The organism is Azoarcus sp. Soil_N_20, assembly GCF_057656155.1.
Genome location: NZ_JBDGKX010000007.1, coordinates 235496 through 251751, shown reverse-complemented (window position 1 = coordinate 251751; position 16256 = coordinate 235496). Strand labels below are relative to the sequence as shown.

Below are 16256 nucleotides of genomic sequence, written 5' to 3'. Positions count from 1 at the left end.
ACAACAAGCTTTATCGAACGCCAGTGGACACTAAAGCGGGCAAATTAGAGGCAAATCCTTGATTTTTATTGATGTTTTGGACTTTGGCGGACTGCAGTGAACTTGCATCTGGTGCCCGGGACGGGGGTCGAACCCGTATGCCATGCGGCGGCAGATTTTAAGTCTGCTGTGTATACCAATTCCACCACCCGGGCGAGCCGCGGATTCTCCCACAGACACACCGGGCTGCCCAGCCCCGGCCTGCACTCGGGCCTAGCTCGGCGTGGTGCGATCACGCCAGCGGCGGACGTGTCATGCTGAACGACATCGAAGCCCATGTGGTGCTCGGGGTTGCGGCCGATGCCGATATGGCGACAGTCAAGAAGGCGTTTCGCCGTCTGGCGATGCGCTGGCATCCGGACCGTAATCCCGACCCCGCCGCGCTCGAACATTTCAAGCGCCTGCGTGCCGCTCATGACCGCATGCTGGACGCGCAGGATGACGATGGCGACGACCGGGACCGGCGCGACGGCAACAACGACAACCCGGCCGGCCCCGCCGAGACCGCGCCGCCGCGCGGAGCGGATCGCTGGCAGGATCTCGACCTGAGTCTGGAAGAGGCCCTCGCCGGTTGCGAGAAGGCGGTGCCGGTCGAGTCGGTGACGGGCTGCGATCGATGCGAAGGCAGCGGTCAGGTTCAACTTCCGCACGGCCGGCTGTGCCAGAACTGCCACGGAACCGGGCGTATCCGCACGCATGCGGGCCTGGCACCGTGTGCCGATTGTGGCGGCCGTGGCTACTCCAATCTGGCGAGCTGCCCGGATTGCGCCGGTGCCGGTGTGCTGCGTGCGGTACGCACGCTGATGGTCAAGGTGCCGGCGGGCATGATCGCTGACGAGGAATTGCGCCTCGAGGGCAAAGGCGAGGAATCCGAGCTCCCCGATGGACGCGCTGGCGATCTGAGACTTCGCATCCGCCTGAGCCCCCACCCCTTGTTCCGCCTCGAGGGCCGCGATCTGCTGCTAGAGCGTCCGGTAAGCGCGTTCGCACTGCTGGCGGGCAGTGTGCTGATCGTACCGGTCCCGGGCGGGACGCTCGAACTCGAGGTCGCGGCGGGCACCTGCGCGCCGCGCGAACTCCGGATCGAGGGCGCAGGCTTCCCCGCACGCGGCGCCCGCCCTGCCGGCGCGCTGCGCGTCCTGTTGCGACCGCTCTTCCCCGAATACCCCGGCCCGAAGCTGATCGCGCTGTACCGGAAGATCGACGCCGAGATCGGGCGGGATACCGGCGTCAGCCTGCCACAACTGCGCGAGTGGGAACGGACATGGCTTTCCGGACTCTGACTCCGGTAGCTTCGTTCGATCGGGTCTCCATCATTCGCGCGTACCCGATCGGCAGGATTCCCGATCATCGTTCCGACCCCATGGACAGCCGAATGTGATTGTTCTCGACCTCCTGTGCTCACGGGATCACCGCTTCGAGGGATGGTTCGGCTCGGCGTCGGCCTTTGACGAACAGCTTCGCCACAATCTCGTCTCATGTCCGGTGTGTGGGGTCATGGACATCCGCAGGATGCCGAGCGCCCCCTATGTGCAGACGCGGGCGAACGAGGTCCCGCGGTCGTCCGTGGCGGACACGGCTCAGGCGCCGCCGCCGTCCCTGCCAGACTCCGGCGCCGGTGCGGCATTGATGGCGTCCTTGCGACTGTTGGCGCGCGCAGCGGAAGACGTCGGTGAGCGTTTTCCGGAAGAGGCGCGCAACATTCACCGTGGCGACAGCGAGGCACGGAGCATTCGTGGTGCAGCCTCGCAGGATGAACTCGGCGAACTGCTTGCCGAGGGGATCATGGTGCTGCCCGTTCCGCCGGATGAGGATCTGCACTGATCGTCGACCCTGCGTCCGCGCACGCTTCGATCACGAAGCAAAGCGGTCCGTCCATCCCCGACAAGGGGTTCCAGCCGGAAGCAAACCTGTGCAGCAGCGATTCGATCACCCCGCCACACCGTGCCTGACGCATGGCCATCATGAAGTTCAGTGCTGTACCCGATTCGCCGGACATGATCGCCTCCCGTTTGACCCGAGCATAGGCGGGCGCCGTGACCGGACCATGAACCGTCGTTTACCGTCGGGTGACACTCACGGACAGGCCTGCACCAGGGGTACCCACATTTCGTCGCCACTGAGCCCGCCATGGACGCCGATCATGTCATGCGTCCTCTCCCCGGCAACGCGGTCACTGATCGTCCATCCCGGCTCCATCAGCAGGGCATGGGTGCCGATGCGCTCGGCAAGGCGCCGATGGGCTGTTCCCGGTCCGAACAAACCGGCTTTCGATAAACGCCCGGAGCGCAGCACCACTGCCCTGTCGGTCATCTGCTCGCGCACAAAACCGTAGAACTCGCTCTCGGCACCGCGGCGAACGTTGCAGAAGGCAACCCGACGTTCGCCGAACAGGGGAGCTGCAAGCATGGCCCGGGTTTCCGGATGGCGTTCGAGACGAATGTGGCGTTCGTCCGATGCGTCGATGAAGCCATGATCGGCGGTGAGCAGGACGGTGAGCGGCATGCCGCCTAGCCGGTCAAGGAGTTGGGCAAAGAGTCGATCGACGAGCCCGAACTCCGCCCGGGCCTGTTCCGAGTGCGCGCCGAATCGGTGGCACACGGCGTCGAAACGCGGGTAGTAGGCGTGAATGAGGCCACCGCTCGTGCTCAGGGCCCTTGCCTGCGCAGCGATGGTGTCGACGAACTCGGCGGATGTGCCGTAGGGCCGGATCGTTGCGCCCCGGGCATGGTGCCGCGAGTACGGCGAAAAGGCGATGTCCTGCGGTGACACCATCGCGACCGGAAGGCGACCGCCGACAAACATGCCCGGGTAGGGAAACAGGCGCCGGGTCAGCAAAGGGGCGCGCAAGGGGCCGCCGCCACGACACTGCAGCGGCAAGGGGGCGATGACCCCGCCGAAGCGCCGATCCTGAATGAACCAGCCGGTCAGTCCGTGCTGCGCGGGCGACAGACCGGTGAGCAGCGTCGTCACCGCGCTCGCGGTCGTGCTCGGAAAAACCGAGGTCAGACGACGCTGGCGATAACGCAGGATCGAACTGCCCTGCCCATGGCGCTGGAGGAAGTTGTCGCCGAGACCGTCGATCACCAGCAGAACAACGAGGCGATGCGCGGCGACCGACGGGCCCGCGCCGACCGCGAGCCGTTCCGGGTCGTGCAGCCAGGCGCGCAGATCGCGCGCCAGTCCGAACAGGCCACCGGCGCCGAAATCCGGCAACACGGCGTCGTGCGGGAGTGGCAAGGACGGGGAAAGCATCGGCTCGACCTCCGAAAGCAAAAAACCGGACAAGTGCAATCCACTTGTCCGGCTCTGCAAACTGGAGCGGCAGAAGAGTCTCGAACTCTCGACCTCAACCTTGGCAAGGTTGCGCTCTACCAACTGAGCTACTGCCGCGTAATGCCTTCACTACCTGGAGGCGCGAGCCGGAGTCGAACCGACCTACACGGATTTGCAATCCGGTGCATAACCGCTTTGCTATCGCGCCGTTAACCCTTTGGTCGGCACCCTGGCGGGGCCCCGAATCCGGAGGAGTCCGGATTCAAAATTCTTGGAGCGGCAGAAGAGTCTCGAACTCTCGACCTATACCTTGGCAAGGTATCGCTCTACCAACTGAGCTACTGCCGCTCTGGAAAGACCGCCATTATAGACGGCGATCTTAATGTGTCAACCCGATTTTAGCGGTCCATATGCTTGGCCAGACGGGGCATTGCACGGTGCAGATAGTACCCCATCGACCACAACGTCAAGGCCGCCGCAATGTAGATCAGAATGCTGCCCACAAAGCGAAGGTCGATCGACAACAGGGGCGCATTGTATAGCAGCAGGGGAATGGCTGTCATCTGTGCGGCGGTCTTCAATTTGCCGACATATGCAACCGCAACGCTGGCCGACTCTCCGACCCGTGCCATCCATTCGCGCAGCGCCGAGATCGTGATCTCGCGGCCGATGATGATGACGGCGATGATCGCGTCCACTCGTGCGAGTTGCACCAGCAGGATCAGTGCCGCGGCGACCATCAGCTTGTCGGCCACCGGGTCGAGAAAGGCGCCGAAGGCAGAAGTCTGCTCGAGTGCCCGGGCCAGATAGCCGTCGAACCAGTCGGTCACCGCAGCCACGATGAATATCGCCGTGCTGACCAGGTTCTTCTGCAAGGGGCTCACCCATCCGTCCGGCAGGTAGAAAATGCCGACGAAAAGCGGAATCAGTGCGATACGCGCCCATGTGAGGGTGTTGGGGATATTGATTGGCATGCCTGGCGGCCGCTGGGCCCTGTCTTCAGTTCGCAGCGAGTATATCAGCGGCCGCCAGCCGCACGTCCCGAGTTTGTACGACGTCGACCGCACCGTCAGGCTGACCGGGCGGGTCGCGCATGGATTCACGACGAATGCGATCCGGAACTGATCGAACAGTCGGTGCAAGCACTGGTCATCGAATGAGTCGTGGCAATCGCCCGCGTGGTCACCAGAAAGGACGGGCTTCCATGGCGACGACGCGAGCTATTTCTTGCGGCAAGGCGGTCGCTGACGCTACAGGGAACGTCGGCGATCAGGGCGGGTAGATCGGTGAATGCCTCGAGGACGCAGCCAAGACAGAATCGGCCGTCGGCCGTTTACTCGCCCGCCGCATCCTGTGGCCCGCCAGCCGTGGAGATCGCCTCGCGGCAGCGTTGTGGCAGCACCATCCCGCGCGCCTCGTCCTCGACCGCAGCCGCGCTGATCACCGGCGCCTGGGTCCTGACGCAGCCGAAGATCGTGGCAAAGGCCACGTCGGCCGCATCGCGCCCGGTGCCGAAGCGCACCAGGCCCATCGGGATCGCAGTGCCGGACGGATCGAAGATGTACCAGCGGTCTCCGAGATAGGCCTCGACATAGGCATGGAAGTCCGGCGGGCCGAGCGCCGGGTCCGCACCATAGTCGGTACCGGTCACGAAGCGTGCGGGAATGTTCACTGCGCGGCACAGGGCGATCATCAGGTGGGCGAAGTCGCGGCAGACGCCGACCTGCTCGATCAGGGTGTCGACCGCCGAAGTCGTATAGTTCGATGCGTTCGACGTAAAGGCGACGTGCTTTTCGACCCAGGCGCGGATCGCCTCGACGCGATCATGCCCCTGTGGGATGGAGCCGAACTCATTGCCGGCGAGCTTGAACAGCCGGTCCGACTGGCAGTACCGGCTGGGATAGATATAGCCCATCACCTCGGGCGGAACGCAGCGCACAGGCACCTCAGCAAGCTGCGTGGGCTCGGCGAAGTGGTGCACGAGATCGACCGTGGCCGAATACGACAGCTTGAGTTCCCCCGGGGCGGCGTGCAGGCGCATGTAACGGTTGCCCGTGAACGGGTCGGTATGGATCTGCGCATCGACAGCCTGGCTCATCACCAGGCGCTCGGCCGAGACCGTCTGGTTCGGCGTGTACGCGGCGTGGATGTTGAACACGAAGTCGGCGCCCTGGTCTTCGACTTCGTAGCTCAGATCGACCTTCAATTCGATGCGTATCATGGTAAAAAAAGATTCGCATATCGAGCGACCGGATTCGGTGCGCTAGCGCACACAGATCGTCGAGAATTCCATTTCCGCGACCGAGGATACATCGGCGATCGTCCGCCGGCGGGCCGGTAAACACGGCTCAACCGCCGCAGTGCGGTCTGCTCAGACGACCGCCCCGAACAGCGCCCCGACTCCGGCGGTGATCGCCATCGCGAGCGCGCCCCAGAAGGTCACCCGCCACGCACCCGTCGCCACTGGTGCCCCGCCGGCGCGGGCCGCAACGCCACCCAGCACCGCGAGGAAGGCAAGCGCGCTTCCCGAGACCCACGGAATCAGGCCCTGCGGACTTGCCAGCGCCGTCACCGCGAGCGGCAGCGCCGCGCCGACCGCGAAGCTCGCGGCCGAGGACAGCGCAGCCTGGATCGGCCGCGAGCTGACCGTTTCCGAAATCCCCAGCTCGTCGCGCGCGTGGGTGCCGAGGGCGTCGTGCGCCATCAGCTGCGCGGCCACCTGCTGCGCGAGGCCCGGCTCCAGCCCCCGTGCAACATAAATGGCCGCCAACTCGCGATGTTCCGCGACCGGCTGGGTCTCCAATTCTGCGCGCTCGCGCGCCAGATCGGCGTTCTCGGTGTCGGCCTGCGAATGAACGGACACGTATTCCCCGGCGGCCATGGACATCGCCCCGGCAACCAGCCCAGCAACCCCCGCCACCAGCGCGGCCCCCTCGACCGAACTGGCAGACGCGACGCCGACCACGAGACTGGCGGTCGAGACGATGCCGTCGTTGGCGCCAAGCACGGCGGCCCGCATCCAGCCGATCCGGTCGGTACGGTGACGTTCGGTATGACGTCGCGGGAATTTCATGATCGACAGTCCTCGGATAATCCGGTATAGCACGGCGGCGGCTGACCCGCGCCATCACGTTCGGTGCGCGCGCTGACCGTGGGCCCGCGCGGATCTCGTGTCTCGAAACGCCCGCGCACGTCGACCTCTAGTGCCGCGGGCGGGTATCGCGCAGCGTGCGCACGATGGCGTGCACATACTCGTTGCCCGCCCACTGCTCCAGATTCTGCGGCAACTTCAGCCGCCAGCAGGGGTAAGTCGGGGCCACAGTGCCCGGGAGGTTGGGCTGTTCCAGTACGCCCAAGGCATCTTCCATCTGCACCAGCAGAAGTTTTGAGGGCGTCCGCGCGAGATGGCCGTAGACCGCCGCAGCCAGTTCCGGGGTCAGCGTGAACTCAGTGTCGGCGCCCTCGTCGGGTCCATCGTGGCGGCCGGACATGGCCGTCAACTGCGCTCTGTCCGCGGTGCGCAGGGCGCGTTGCCGATCGGGTACGTGCTGGTCCGGATAGAGATCCAGGCGCTCGCGCAGATCGATGTCCGAGCCCTTCCAGAATGCCGCGAGCGTGGGTAGATCGTGGGTGGTCACCGCTACCATGGCATCGCGAGGGTAGTCCTGCGGCGATTTCAGACGGCCATCCCCGCTGCGTTCAAAGTACAGCAGGCGGGTCGACATCACCCTGGCGGGCTGCAGGGCGTACCGTACCTCATCGGGCACGGTACCGAGATCCTCCCCCACGACCAGGCAGCAATTGCGCTGGCTCTCGAGGGCGAGAATGCCGAGCAGATCCTCGACCGGATATTGCACGTAGGCCCCCTCTGCGACCGGCAACCCGCGCGCAACCCAGAACAGGCGTCGCAAACCCATCACATGGTCGATGCGCAAGGCGCCGGCCGTCCGCATGTTGGCGCGCAACAATTCGATGAATGGGGCGTATGCCGAAGCGGTCAGCCGATGCGGGATCCACGGAGGCAGGCCCCAGTCCTGCCCCATGCGGTTGATCTCGTCCGGCGGCGCGCCGGCGCTGGCGCCCAGGGCGTGGAGTTCGCGGCGCATCCAGGTTGCCGCACCGCCTTCGGCAACGCCGATCGCCAGATCGAGCATCACGCCGACGCCGAGTCCGCATTCCCACGAACGCACACCGGCGGCATCGAGTTGCATCGAAGCCTGCCACTGCAGATACTCGAAGTACTCCACGCGATCCGGATGCGCATCGAGGAATGCCACCACCTGCCCGGATTGCGGGTCGTGGTAGGCCTCGGGCCACGCCGGCCAGCCCCACACCGTAGCGTCCTGCGCACGAAAATGGGCCTGCAGCGCCTCGAACAGGGCGTGCTGGCGCAGGGCGTCGCCATGCACGGCCTGAAATCCGCGAAACGCGCGCGCACGCTCGGTGCCGGCGGCCAGGTGGTGGGTACGGAAGTGGGCGTAGAGACACTCGAGCACGCCCGATTTCAATTCTGCCACGCCGTGGTAATCGACCTGTTCGACCGCGCGCAGGGCGTTCAGCCTGGTCCGGAAACTCGCGTGCTCCACCCGTTCCCGTGCTTCCGGACAGTCGCCGAACTCGGCGATCGCCTCCACATCGAGGTACATCGTGTTGAACCACGTGCGGCTGGACGGGCTGTAGGGGCTGGCGTGGGTCGGCGCGTCGGGGAACAGCGCATGGACCGGATTGAGCAGCAGCACACCGGCACCCGCTTGCGCGCAGAACTCGATCATGGCTCGCAGATCACCGAAGTCGCCCACGCCCCAGTTGCGTTCGGAGCGAATCGCGTAGAGTTGCGCGGCGATGCCCCATACCCGCCGTCCATCCTCGATCGCGGGTGGTTCATAGCAGCACGACGGGGCGACGATGAAGGAGGTTTCCGCGACCGGGGAATCATCCGCGAGCGTCACCACAAGGTGGTGATATCCGGGCTCCACCGCCAGGTCGAGCGCGAGGACCCGACGTACGAAGACCTGCCCATCGACCTCGGCGCGCCCGCTCTGTTCGAGTCTGGCGGGTGTGAACTCGCCCCACTCTTCCCGCCCCGATTCGTGTCGCAGGCACCAGCGATAGGCGCAGGCCTCGCTCGACTCGGGCAGCGAGATGGCGATCCGATGGGGGCGGGCGGCTTCGCGCACGACCACGACCGGCGGCAGGGGGCGTCCCCAGTGCTCGCGGTCGAAAGCGGACAGGGACGCGGCGATGTCCTCGTCGCTGTTCGCCGGCACGCCCATTGCGGACAACAGCGCGCGCTGGCTGGTCGCCGAGGTCTGATAGGCCTTGCCCCACATGTCGAAATATCCGGGCAATATCCCGTAGCGGTTGCACAGTTCGTCAAGCTGGCTGCTCATGAATATCCTTCCACGGTTTCGGTGGTCTCCTCCTCGCCGACGCGTCGGGCACATGACTTGTCATCGGTGATCGCATGCTTGCGTCGCGCGTGGAGCCCGGCGATCAGATATTAACCGGGAAATGCGGCCCTTCCGGCAGCTGCCGAGGCAGCATGGTCGGTTTCCGGGGGCGACGCCGGTTGACGCTGGTTAGCCCTTCCCGATACGGTTGTGACACTATTCACCGCATCAACACAAGAACCGGTCACCGATTCGATCGGCATCCACGGAGAGCCCGCCATGAGCCGCCACGCCGCGACGCGTACGCCGCCAGACTCGCGCGCAGCTGCGCCGCTCGACCCGGCGGAACTCGAAGCCCTGATGCGCGCGGCACATGGCGACCCTTTCGCAGTACTGGGCATGCATGTCGTGGATGGCGCAGTGGTGGTGCGCGCGCTGCTCCCGGATGCGCACGAGGTGGAGGTGCTCGATGAGCGCAACCGTTGCGTCGCGGTGCTCGAACGCCAGGCTCACAGCGCCCTGTTCACCGGCGTCGTGCCCCGCCGACGGCCCCTCCCCTGTTATCGATTGAGGGTGCGATGGTGCGCGCCAGACGGCAAGCCCGGCCACACCACGGTCATCGAAGACCCCTACCGCTTCCCCTTGCTGATCCACGACACCGACGTGTGGCTGCTGGCCGAGGGTACCCACCACCGGCCTTACGAATGGCTCGGAGCGCATCCGGTCGAGATCGAGGGCATCGCGGGCACCCGCTTCGCGGTGTGGGCGCCCGCCGCGCGCCGGGTGTCGGTGGTGGGCGGGTTCAACAACTGGGACGGTCGCCGCCACATGATGCGTCTGCGACGGGAATGCGGCATCTGGGAGATCTTCCTGCCCGCGGTCGCCGAGGGCGACTTGTACAAGTATGAGATCCTCGATGCCGCGGACCAGCTCCGGATCAAGGCCGATCCGTTCGCGTTCCGCGCCGAGATGCGCCCGCAAACGGCCTCCGTGGTCCAGCGTCTGCCACCGGCGCTGGCCAACAGCGCGGCGCGTCGCCGCGCCAACGCACTGGATGCGCCGATCAGCATTTATGAAGTCCACCTCGCGTCGTGGCGGCGGAACGCGCGCGGCGAGTGGCTCAGCTACCGCGAGCTCGCCGAGCAGCTCATTCCCTACGTGCGTGATCAGGGCTTCACCCATATCGAGCTGATGCCCGTTCACGAGTACCCATTCGACGGCTCCTGGGGCTATCAGCCCACCGGGCTCTATGCGCCCACCTCGCGCTTCGGTACGCCAGCCGAGTTCCGCGCTTTCGTGCAGGCCGCGCACGACGCCGGCCTGGGCGTGATTCTGGACTGGGTGCCGGCCCACTTTCCCAGCGACGAACACGGTTTGGCAAACTTCGACGGCACCCCGCTCTACGAGCATGCCGACCCGCGCGAAGGCTTTCATCAGGACTGGAATACCCTGATCTACAACTATGGCCGGACCGAGGTGCGCAACTATCTGGTCGGCAACGCGCTGTACTGGATCGAACGCTATGGCATCGACGGCCTGCGGGTGGATGCGGTTGCGTCGATGCTCTATCGGGACTACAGCCGCAAGGCGGGCGAGTGGATTCCGAACCGGCTGGGAGGTCGGGAGAACCTCGAAGCGATCGACTTTCTGCGGCGCATGAACCACCTGGTCGGTACCCAGCGCCCCGAGGCGATCACCCTGGCCGAGGAATCCACCGCCTTCCCCCAAGTCACCGGCCCGCCGAGCGATGACCTGTGCGGCGGCGGACTCGGCTTCCACTACAAGTGGAACATGGGCTGGATGAACGACACCCTGTCCTACATGGCGCGCGACCCCGCATATCGAAGCTACCATCACGACCAGATCCGCTTTTCGCTGGTGTATGCATTCACCGAGAACTTCGTCCTCCCGCTGTCGCATGACGAGGTGGTGCACGGCAAGGGCTCGCTTTTGACCAAGATGCCTGGCGACAGCTGGCAGAAGTTCGCCAATCTGCGCGCCTACTATGGGTTCATGTGGGGGCACCCGGGAAAGAAGCTGCTGTTCATGGGCTGCGAATTTGCACCATGGACCGAATGGGATGCGGACGCCTGTCTGCCCTGGCATCTGCTCGATCACGCGTCGCACGCGGGCGTGCAGCGCCTGGTCCGGGATTTGAATGCGGTGCTGCGTCACTACCCCGCGCTGCACCAGCTCGACGTCGCGCCCGAGGGTTTTGCCTGGATCAGCCATGACGATGCCGCGCATTCGGTGGTGGCATTCGAACGTCGCGCGCGTGAGGGGCGGCCCGTGGTGGTGGTATGCAATCTGACCCCGGTCGTTCGCCATGGCTGGCGCGTTGGCGTGCCGCATGGCGGAAGCTGGCGCGAAGCGATCAACACCGACGCCGCGATCTACGGCGGCTCCGGCGCCGGCAACGGGCTCCTCGACAGCGAGTCCATCCCCTGGCAGGGTCGCCAGCAGTCGATCATGATGACCCTGCCTCCCTTGGCGACGGTAATGATGGTGCAAGATGACTGAACCACGTCCTGCCTTCGAACCGGGATTGGCGCTCGGCCCCGGCCAGCCGTGGCCACTGGGCGCGCGCATAGCGAGCATGGTGGCGAGCCCTGCAGGCACAGGCGCAGCGAGTGCGGAAACGGGGGTCAATTTTGCCGTCTGGGCGCCGGACGCGAGCCGGGTCGAACTCTGCCTGTTCGATGGCGAGGGCCGGACCGAACACCACCGCCTCGACCTGCCCTGCTGCACCGATGGCGTGTGGCACGGCTTTCTGCCTGGTGCGCAACCGGGGCTGGTGTATGGACTGCGTGCCCACGGTCCGTGGGCGCCGCACCGCGGCCAACGCTTCAATCCGGTCAAGGTGCTGCTCGACCCGTGGGCACTCGAAGTCGTCGGCCAGTATCGCGGAGAGCTCGACGCGTGGCGCGGCCACGCCGCGAACGATCCGTCGCAGCCGGACGGCTACGACAACGGGTCGGTGGCGCTGAAAGCCCGGGTGGTGGCGCCGCCGCCGTCGGTGAGCCGCCGTGCCTGCCCGTTGATAGCGCCCGGGAAAACGGTGCTTTACGAGGCTCACGTCCGGAGCCTGACCATGCGCCATCCGGCCATCCCGGAGGTGCTTCGGGGCAGCTATGCGGCGGTCGCCCATCCGGTGATGCTCGCCCACTACAAGGCGCTCGGCATCACCACGCTGTGTCTGCTGCCGGTGCAGTTTCGCGCCGACGAGGCCGCGCTGCAGCGCCGCGGGCTGAGCAATCACTGGGGCTACTCGAGCATCGCATGGCTGGCCCCCGAACCGCGCTACTGGAGCGGCCGACCCGGTACCACGGCCGCGGGCGAGTTGCGTGAGATGGTGAGTACCCTCCACGCTGCCGGGCTCGAGGTCGTGCTCGACATGGTGTTCAACCACACCGCCGAAACCGACGAACTCGGCCCCACGCTGTCCCTGCGTGGCCTCGCCAACGCCCGCTACTACCACCTCGACCCTGACCATCCGGCGCGCTACCGTAACTGGACCGGTTGCGGTAACAGCGTCGACCTGAGCGAACCGCGCGTGGTCGAACTGGTGACCGGGGCGCTGCGCCACTGGGTCGACGCGTACGGGATCGACGGCTTCCGGCTCGACCTCGCGGCCACCCTGGCGCGTGGTCGCGATGGCCACTTCAGCACCCGGGCGGGCTTCTTCGCCGCGGTGCAGTCCGATCCGGTGCTTGCCCGGGTGAAGTGGATCGCCGAACCCTGGGACCTCGGGCCCGACGGCTACCAGTTGGGCGCCTTTCCGGCGGGCTGGCTGGAATGGAACGATCAGTACCGCGATGCGATGCGCGCCTGGTGGCTGCGCGGCGGCGGGGACCGCGGCGGCTTCGCCCAGCGTTTCGCCGCATCGGGTACCCAATTCCATCACAGCGCGAAGGCACCCACCGCCAGCGTCAATTTCATCACTGCGCACGACGGGTTCACGCTGCGTGATCTGGTCTGCTACGACCACAGGCACAACGAGGCCAACGGCGAGATGAACCACGACGGGCATCACCACAACAATTCCTGGAATTGCGGCACCGAGGGGCCGACCGACAGCGTCGCCATCGCGGCCCTGCGCCAGCGCCTGCAGGCGGCCCTGCTCGCCTCGCTACTGAGTTCGCAGGGCACGCCGATGCTGCTCGCCGGCGACGAGATCGGTCACACCCAGGCGGGCAACAACAACGCCTACTGCCAGGACAACGAGATCAGCTGGCTCGACTGGGAGCACGCCGATCACGAACTCGTGGCCTGTGTCGGCCGCCTGATGGATCTGCGCCGTACGCACGCGGCCCTGCGCCAGACCGCGTGGCTCACCGACGGGCAGCACGATGGCGCGGGCCGCACCGTGATGTGGCTGCACCCGGACGGCCGCCGTCTGGCCGGGGTCGACTGGCACATCGAGGGCGACCGCGCCCTCGCCATCTGGCTGCATGCGCCGCCGCCCGACGCCGATGACGAACGAGCGGTGCTGCTGCTGGTCAATCCCGATGGGCGGCCGCGAGCCTTCACCCTGCCCGAAGGCCGCTGGTACACCGAGTTCGACAGCGGGACAAGAGCGGACCCGGCGCAATCCGGTATCACCGGCGGTGCGCCGGAATCCGCCCTCGAAGTGGCAGCACGCACGCTGCTCGTGCTCATCGATCGGCGGGTCATCACCGAGGCGACTCAGGCGACATCCCGCGCATGACCATCCCAATCTCCGACACTCATTCGAGGAGTATCTGATCATGGACACCCACACCGATGTCGACCGGCGGCGATCGCGGCGCACGCTCGCGCTGGTGCTGGCAGGCGGGCGCGGCTCCCGCCTGCGCGATCTGACCAACGTCCGGGCCAAGCCGGCGGTGCATTTCGGTGGCAAATTCCGCATCATCGACTTCGCCCTGTCCAACTGTCTGAATTCGGGCATCCGCCGGATCGGCGTCATCACCCAGTACAAGTCGCATTCCCTGTTGCGGCATATCCAGCGCGGCTGGAGCTTTCTGCGCAACGACATGAACGAATTCATCGACCTGCTGCCGGCCCAGCAGCGGGTGGACGAGGAGCACTGGTACCAGGGTACGGCCGATGCGGTGTATCAGAACCTCGACATCATCCGGACCGCAACCCCGCCCCAATACATCATTGTCCTCGCCGGCGATCACGTATACAAAATGGATTACTCGATCATGCTCGCGGACCATGCGGCCAGCGGCCGGGGCGTCACCGTGGGGTGTATCGAAATGCCGCTCGAGGAAGCTTCGGCATTCGGCGTGATGGCGGTCAACGCGCAGCGCCATGTCACCTCCTTTATCGAAAAGCCGGCCGAGCCACCGGCCATGCCGGACAATCCCGCACTGGCGCTGGCGAGCATGGGGATCTATATCTTCACCGCCGATTACCTTTATCAACTGCTCGAGGAGGATGCCCGGAACCCGGCGTCGGCCCACGACTTCGGGCGCGACCTGATCCCGCGCGCGGTGAACGAGAACCAGGCGTTCGCCCACCCGTTCTCGCTCTCGGCCATCGCCACCCCGCCCTTCTCCGGCCCCTACTGGCGCGACGTCGGCACCGTGGACGCCTACTGGGCAGCCAACCTCGATCTCGCTTCGACCACCCCCGCGCTCAACATGTACGACAAGGACTGGCCGATCTGGACCTACCAGGAACAACTCCCGCCGGCAAAGTTCGTGCACGACCTGGACGGGCGACGGGGCGCGGCGGTCGACTCGCTCGTCTCCGGAGGTTGCATCGTGTCCGGCTCGGTGGTGCGCAATTCGGTTCTGTTCTCCAATGTACTGGTGCGCTCCTACAGCACCGTGGACGATGCCGTGGTGCTGCCCGACGTGCAGATCAACCGTCACTGCCGCCTGAAAAAAGTCGTCATCGACCGCAATTGCAAGATTCCTTCCGGGCTGGTGATCGGCGACGACCCCGAACTGGATGCGAAACGCTTCTACCGCACGGACAACGGTGTAGTACTGGTAACGAAAGACATGCTGACCGCTCTTTGAGGACACCTCCGATGCGCATCCTGCAGGCCTGTGCCGAGATCTTTCCCCTGCTCAAGACCGGTGGTCTGGCCGACGTTGCCGGGGCATTGCCGCTGGCCCTGCAACGCCTCGGAGCCGACGTCCGGGTACTGCTGCCCGGATTCGGCCCCATCCTGGACGGACTGGTCGATGCCACCCTGATCGCCGAACTGGCTCCGCCCGGCGAACTGGGCGCGGCCGCCGCGCGCCTGTTGCACGGCCGGCTTCCGGCCTGCAACACCGAGGCCTACGTGATCGATGCCCCGGGCTACTATCGCCGCCCGGGCGGTCCTTACGCGGACGACCGAAACCATCCCTACGCCGACAACCATCTGCGTTTCGCCCTTCTCGGGTGGACCGCCGCCAAACTTGCGCAAGGGCTCGATCCGCAGTGGATACCGGAGCTCGTGCATGCGCACGACTGGCATGCCGCGCTTGCCCCCGCCTATCTGCGGGCCGCTGCGCTCACCCGGCGACGACCGCTTCCGCCCAGCGTGTTCACGGTGCACAACCTCGCTTACCAGGGGCTGTCCGACGGACGCCATTTTGGTGCGCTCGGCTTGCCGGCACAGTTTTTTGCGATGCACGGCATCGAGTTCCATGGCCAGCTCAACTTCATGAAAGGGGGCCTGTACTATGCGGATCGGATCACCACCGTGAGCCCCGGCTACGCCCTCGAAATCCAGCAGCCGGAACAGGGCTGCGGGCTCGATGGCCTGCTGCGGGAGCGCGCCCAGGACCTCTCGGGCATCCTGAACGGTGTTGACGAAGAAGTGTGGGATCCGGCGACCGACCCCCTGCTGCCGGCCCGCTACGATGCCGACCAGATTGCCGGCAAGGCGCGCTGCAAGGCCCTGCTGCAGCGCGAACTCGGTTTGCGCAGGGTGGCGCGCACGCCACTGTTCTGTGTCGTCAGCCGGCTTACCGAGCAGAAGGGCCTGCATCTGGTGCTGCGCGCCCTGCCCGCATTGGTCGAACAGGGCGCGCAGTTCGCCTTGCTCGGTAGCGGCGACGCCGCGCTGGAGGCAGCCTTCGTGGAGGCCGCGTCCACCCATCCGCAGTCGGTTGCGATCACGCTCGGCTACGACGAGCAGTTCGCCCACCGGCTGATCGCGGGCAGCGATGTCATCATGGTGCCGTCACGTTTCGAGCCCTGCGGCCTGACTCAGTTGTACGGCCTGAAGTACGGGACCCTGCCCCTGGTGCGTCGGGTTGGCGGCCTCGCCGACACCGTTGCCGACACCCGTCTGGAGACGCTGGACCACGACGCCACCGGCTTCGTTTTCGATTCGTTCTCCACCGACGGCCTGCTGCAGGCCGCTGCGCGGGCGCTCGCGCTGTACCGCCGCCGGGCGGACTGGACGCTGGTGCAGCGCCGCGCAATGGGCACGCACTGCGGCTGGGATGTTCCGGCCCGGCACTACCTCGCCCTGTATCGGCAGCTGCTGGCCTGAGCAACCGGACGAAGAAAGGCTGGCGAACAATCCGCGGGCGCATTAAATTAACCGCACGCATCGAT

The 16256-nt window shown here is 66.0% G+C and carries 11 protein-coding genes and 4 tRNA genes; 6 read left to right on the top strand and 9 right to left on the bottom strand.

Annotated elements, in window-relative coordinates:
• Positions 1-109: 109 nt before the first annotated feature.
• A tRNA-Leu gene (locus AC3A35_RS15920) sits at positions 110-194 on the bottom strand.
• Positions 195-293: 99 nt separating this feature from the next.
• Here AC3A35_RS15920 and AC3A35_RS15915 point away from each other — a divergent pair.
• Both AC3A35_RS15915 and AC3A35_RS15910 read left to right on the top strand, forming a co-directional pair.
• Positions 294-1322: a DnaJ C-terminal domain-containing protein gene (locus AC3A35_RS15915; protein ID WP_487437173.1), complete on the top strand. Its 1029-nt coding sequence runs from the start codon at positions 294-296 to the stop codon at positions 1320-1322.
• Positions 1323-1416: 94 nt separating this feature from the next.
• Positions 1417-1863, top strand: coding sequence for a DUF1178 family protein (locus tag AC3A35_RS15910; protein WP_487437172.1), 447 nt, complete (start codon positions 1417-1419; stop codon positions 1861-1863).
• A 252-nt stretch (positions 1864-2115) separates the two neighbouring features.
• On the opposite strand, the gene AC3A35_RS15905 is transcribed toward AC3A35_RS15910, so the two are convergent.
• From AC3A35_RS15905 to malQ, 8 genes are all read right to left on the bottom strand, one after another.
• Positions 2116-3294: an alkaline phosphatase family protein gene (locus AC3A35_RS15905; protein ID WP_487437171.1), complete on the bottom strand. Its 1179-nt coding sequence runs from the start codon at positions 3292-3294 to the stop codon at positions 2116-2118.
• A 62-nt stretch (positions 3295-3356) separates the two neighbouring features.
• Positions 3357-3432, bottom strand: a tRNA-Gly gene (locus AC3A35_RS15900).
• Between the two features lie 17 nt (positions 3433-3449).
• Positions 3450-3523 (bottom strand) — tRNA-Cys (locus tag AC3A35_RS15895).
• A gap of 64 nt (positions 3524-3587) precedes the next feature.
• Positions 3588-3663 (bottom strand) — tRNA-Gly (locus AC3A35_RS15890).
• A gap of 50 nt (positions 3664-3713) precedes the next feature.
• Positions 3714-4289, bottom strand: coding sequence for a CDP-diacylglycerol--glycerol-3-phosphate 3-phosphatidyltransferase (gene pgsA / locus AC3A35_RS15885; protein WP_487437170.1), 576 nt, complete (start codon positions 4287-4289; stop codon positions 3714-3716).
• Between the two features lie 359 nt (positions 4290-4648).
• Positions 4649-5536 carry a transglutaminase-like domain-containing protein gene (locus AC3A35_RS15880; protein ID WP_487437169.1) on the bottom strand — a complete coding sequence of 296 codons (888 nt, stop codon included), beginning with the start codon at positions 5534-5536 and terminating at the stop codon, positions 4649-4651.
• Between the two features lie 150 nt (positions 5537-5686).
• Positions 5687-6388, bottom strand: coding sequence for a VIT1/CCC1 transporter family protein (locus AC3A35_RS15875; RefSeq protein WP_487437168.1), 702 nt, complete (start codon positions 6386-6388; stop codon positions 5687-5689).
• 127 nt (positions 6389-6515) lie between these two features.
• A complete protein-coding gene (gene malQ, locus AC3A35_RS15870; protein WP_487437167.1) occupies positions 6516-8705 on the bottom strand; it encodes a 4-alpha-glucanotransferase in 2190 nt (729 codons plus the stop codon).
• A 279-nt stretch (positions 8706-8984) separates the two neighbouring features.
• On the opposite strand from malQ, the gene glgB reads away from it, so the two are divergent.
• The 4 genes from glgB to glgA are packed head-to-tail and all read left to right on the top strand — an operon-like array spanning position 8985 to position 16191.
• Positions 8985-11225 (top strand): 1,4-alpha-glucan branching protein GlgB, encoded by a 2241-nt coding sequence (glgB, locus tag AC3A35_RS15865; protein ID WP_487437166.1) that lies wholly within the window; start codon positions 8985-8987, stop codon positions 11223-11225.
• Complete coding sequence (gene glgX, locus AC3A35_RS15860) at positions 11218-13413, top strand: glycogen debranching protein GlgX (RefSeq protein WP_487437165.1); 2196 nt, start codon at positions 11218-11220, stop codon at positions 13411-13413. Before glgB ends, glgX begins: the two co-directional genes overlap by 8 nt.
• 40 nt (positions 13414-13453) lie before the next feature.
• Positions 13454-14719, top strand: coding sequence for a glucose-1-phosphate adenylyltransferase (gene glgC, locus AC3A35_RS15855; RefSeq protein WP_487437164.1), 1266 nt, complete (start codon positions 13454-13456; stop codon positions 14717-14719).
• Between the two features lie 11 nt (positions 14720-14730).
• Positions 14731-16191 carry a glycogen synthase GlgA gene (gene glgA, locus AC3A35_RS15850; protein WP_487437163.1) on the top strand — a complete coding sequence of 487 codons (1461 nt, stop codon included), beginning with the start codon at positions 14731-14733 and terminating at the stop codon, positions 16189-16191.
• Positions 16192-16256 lie beyond the last annotated feature (65 nt).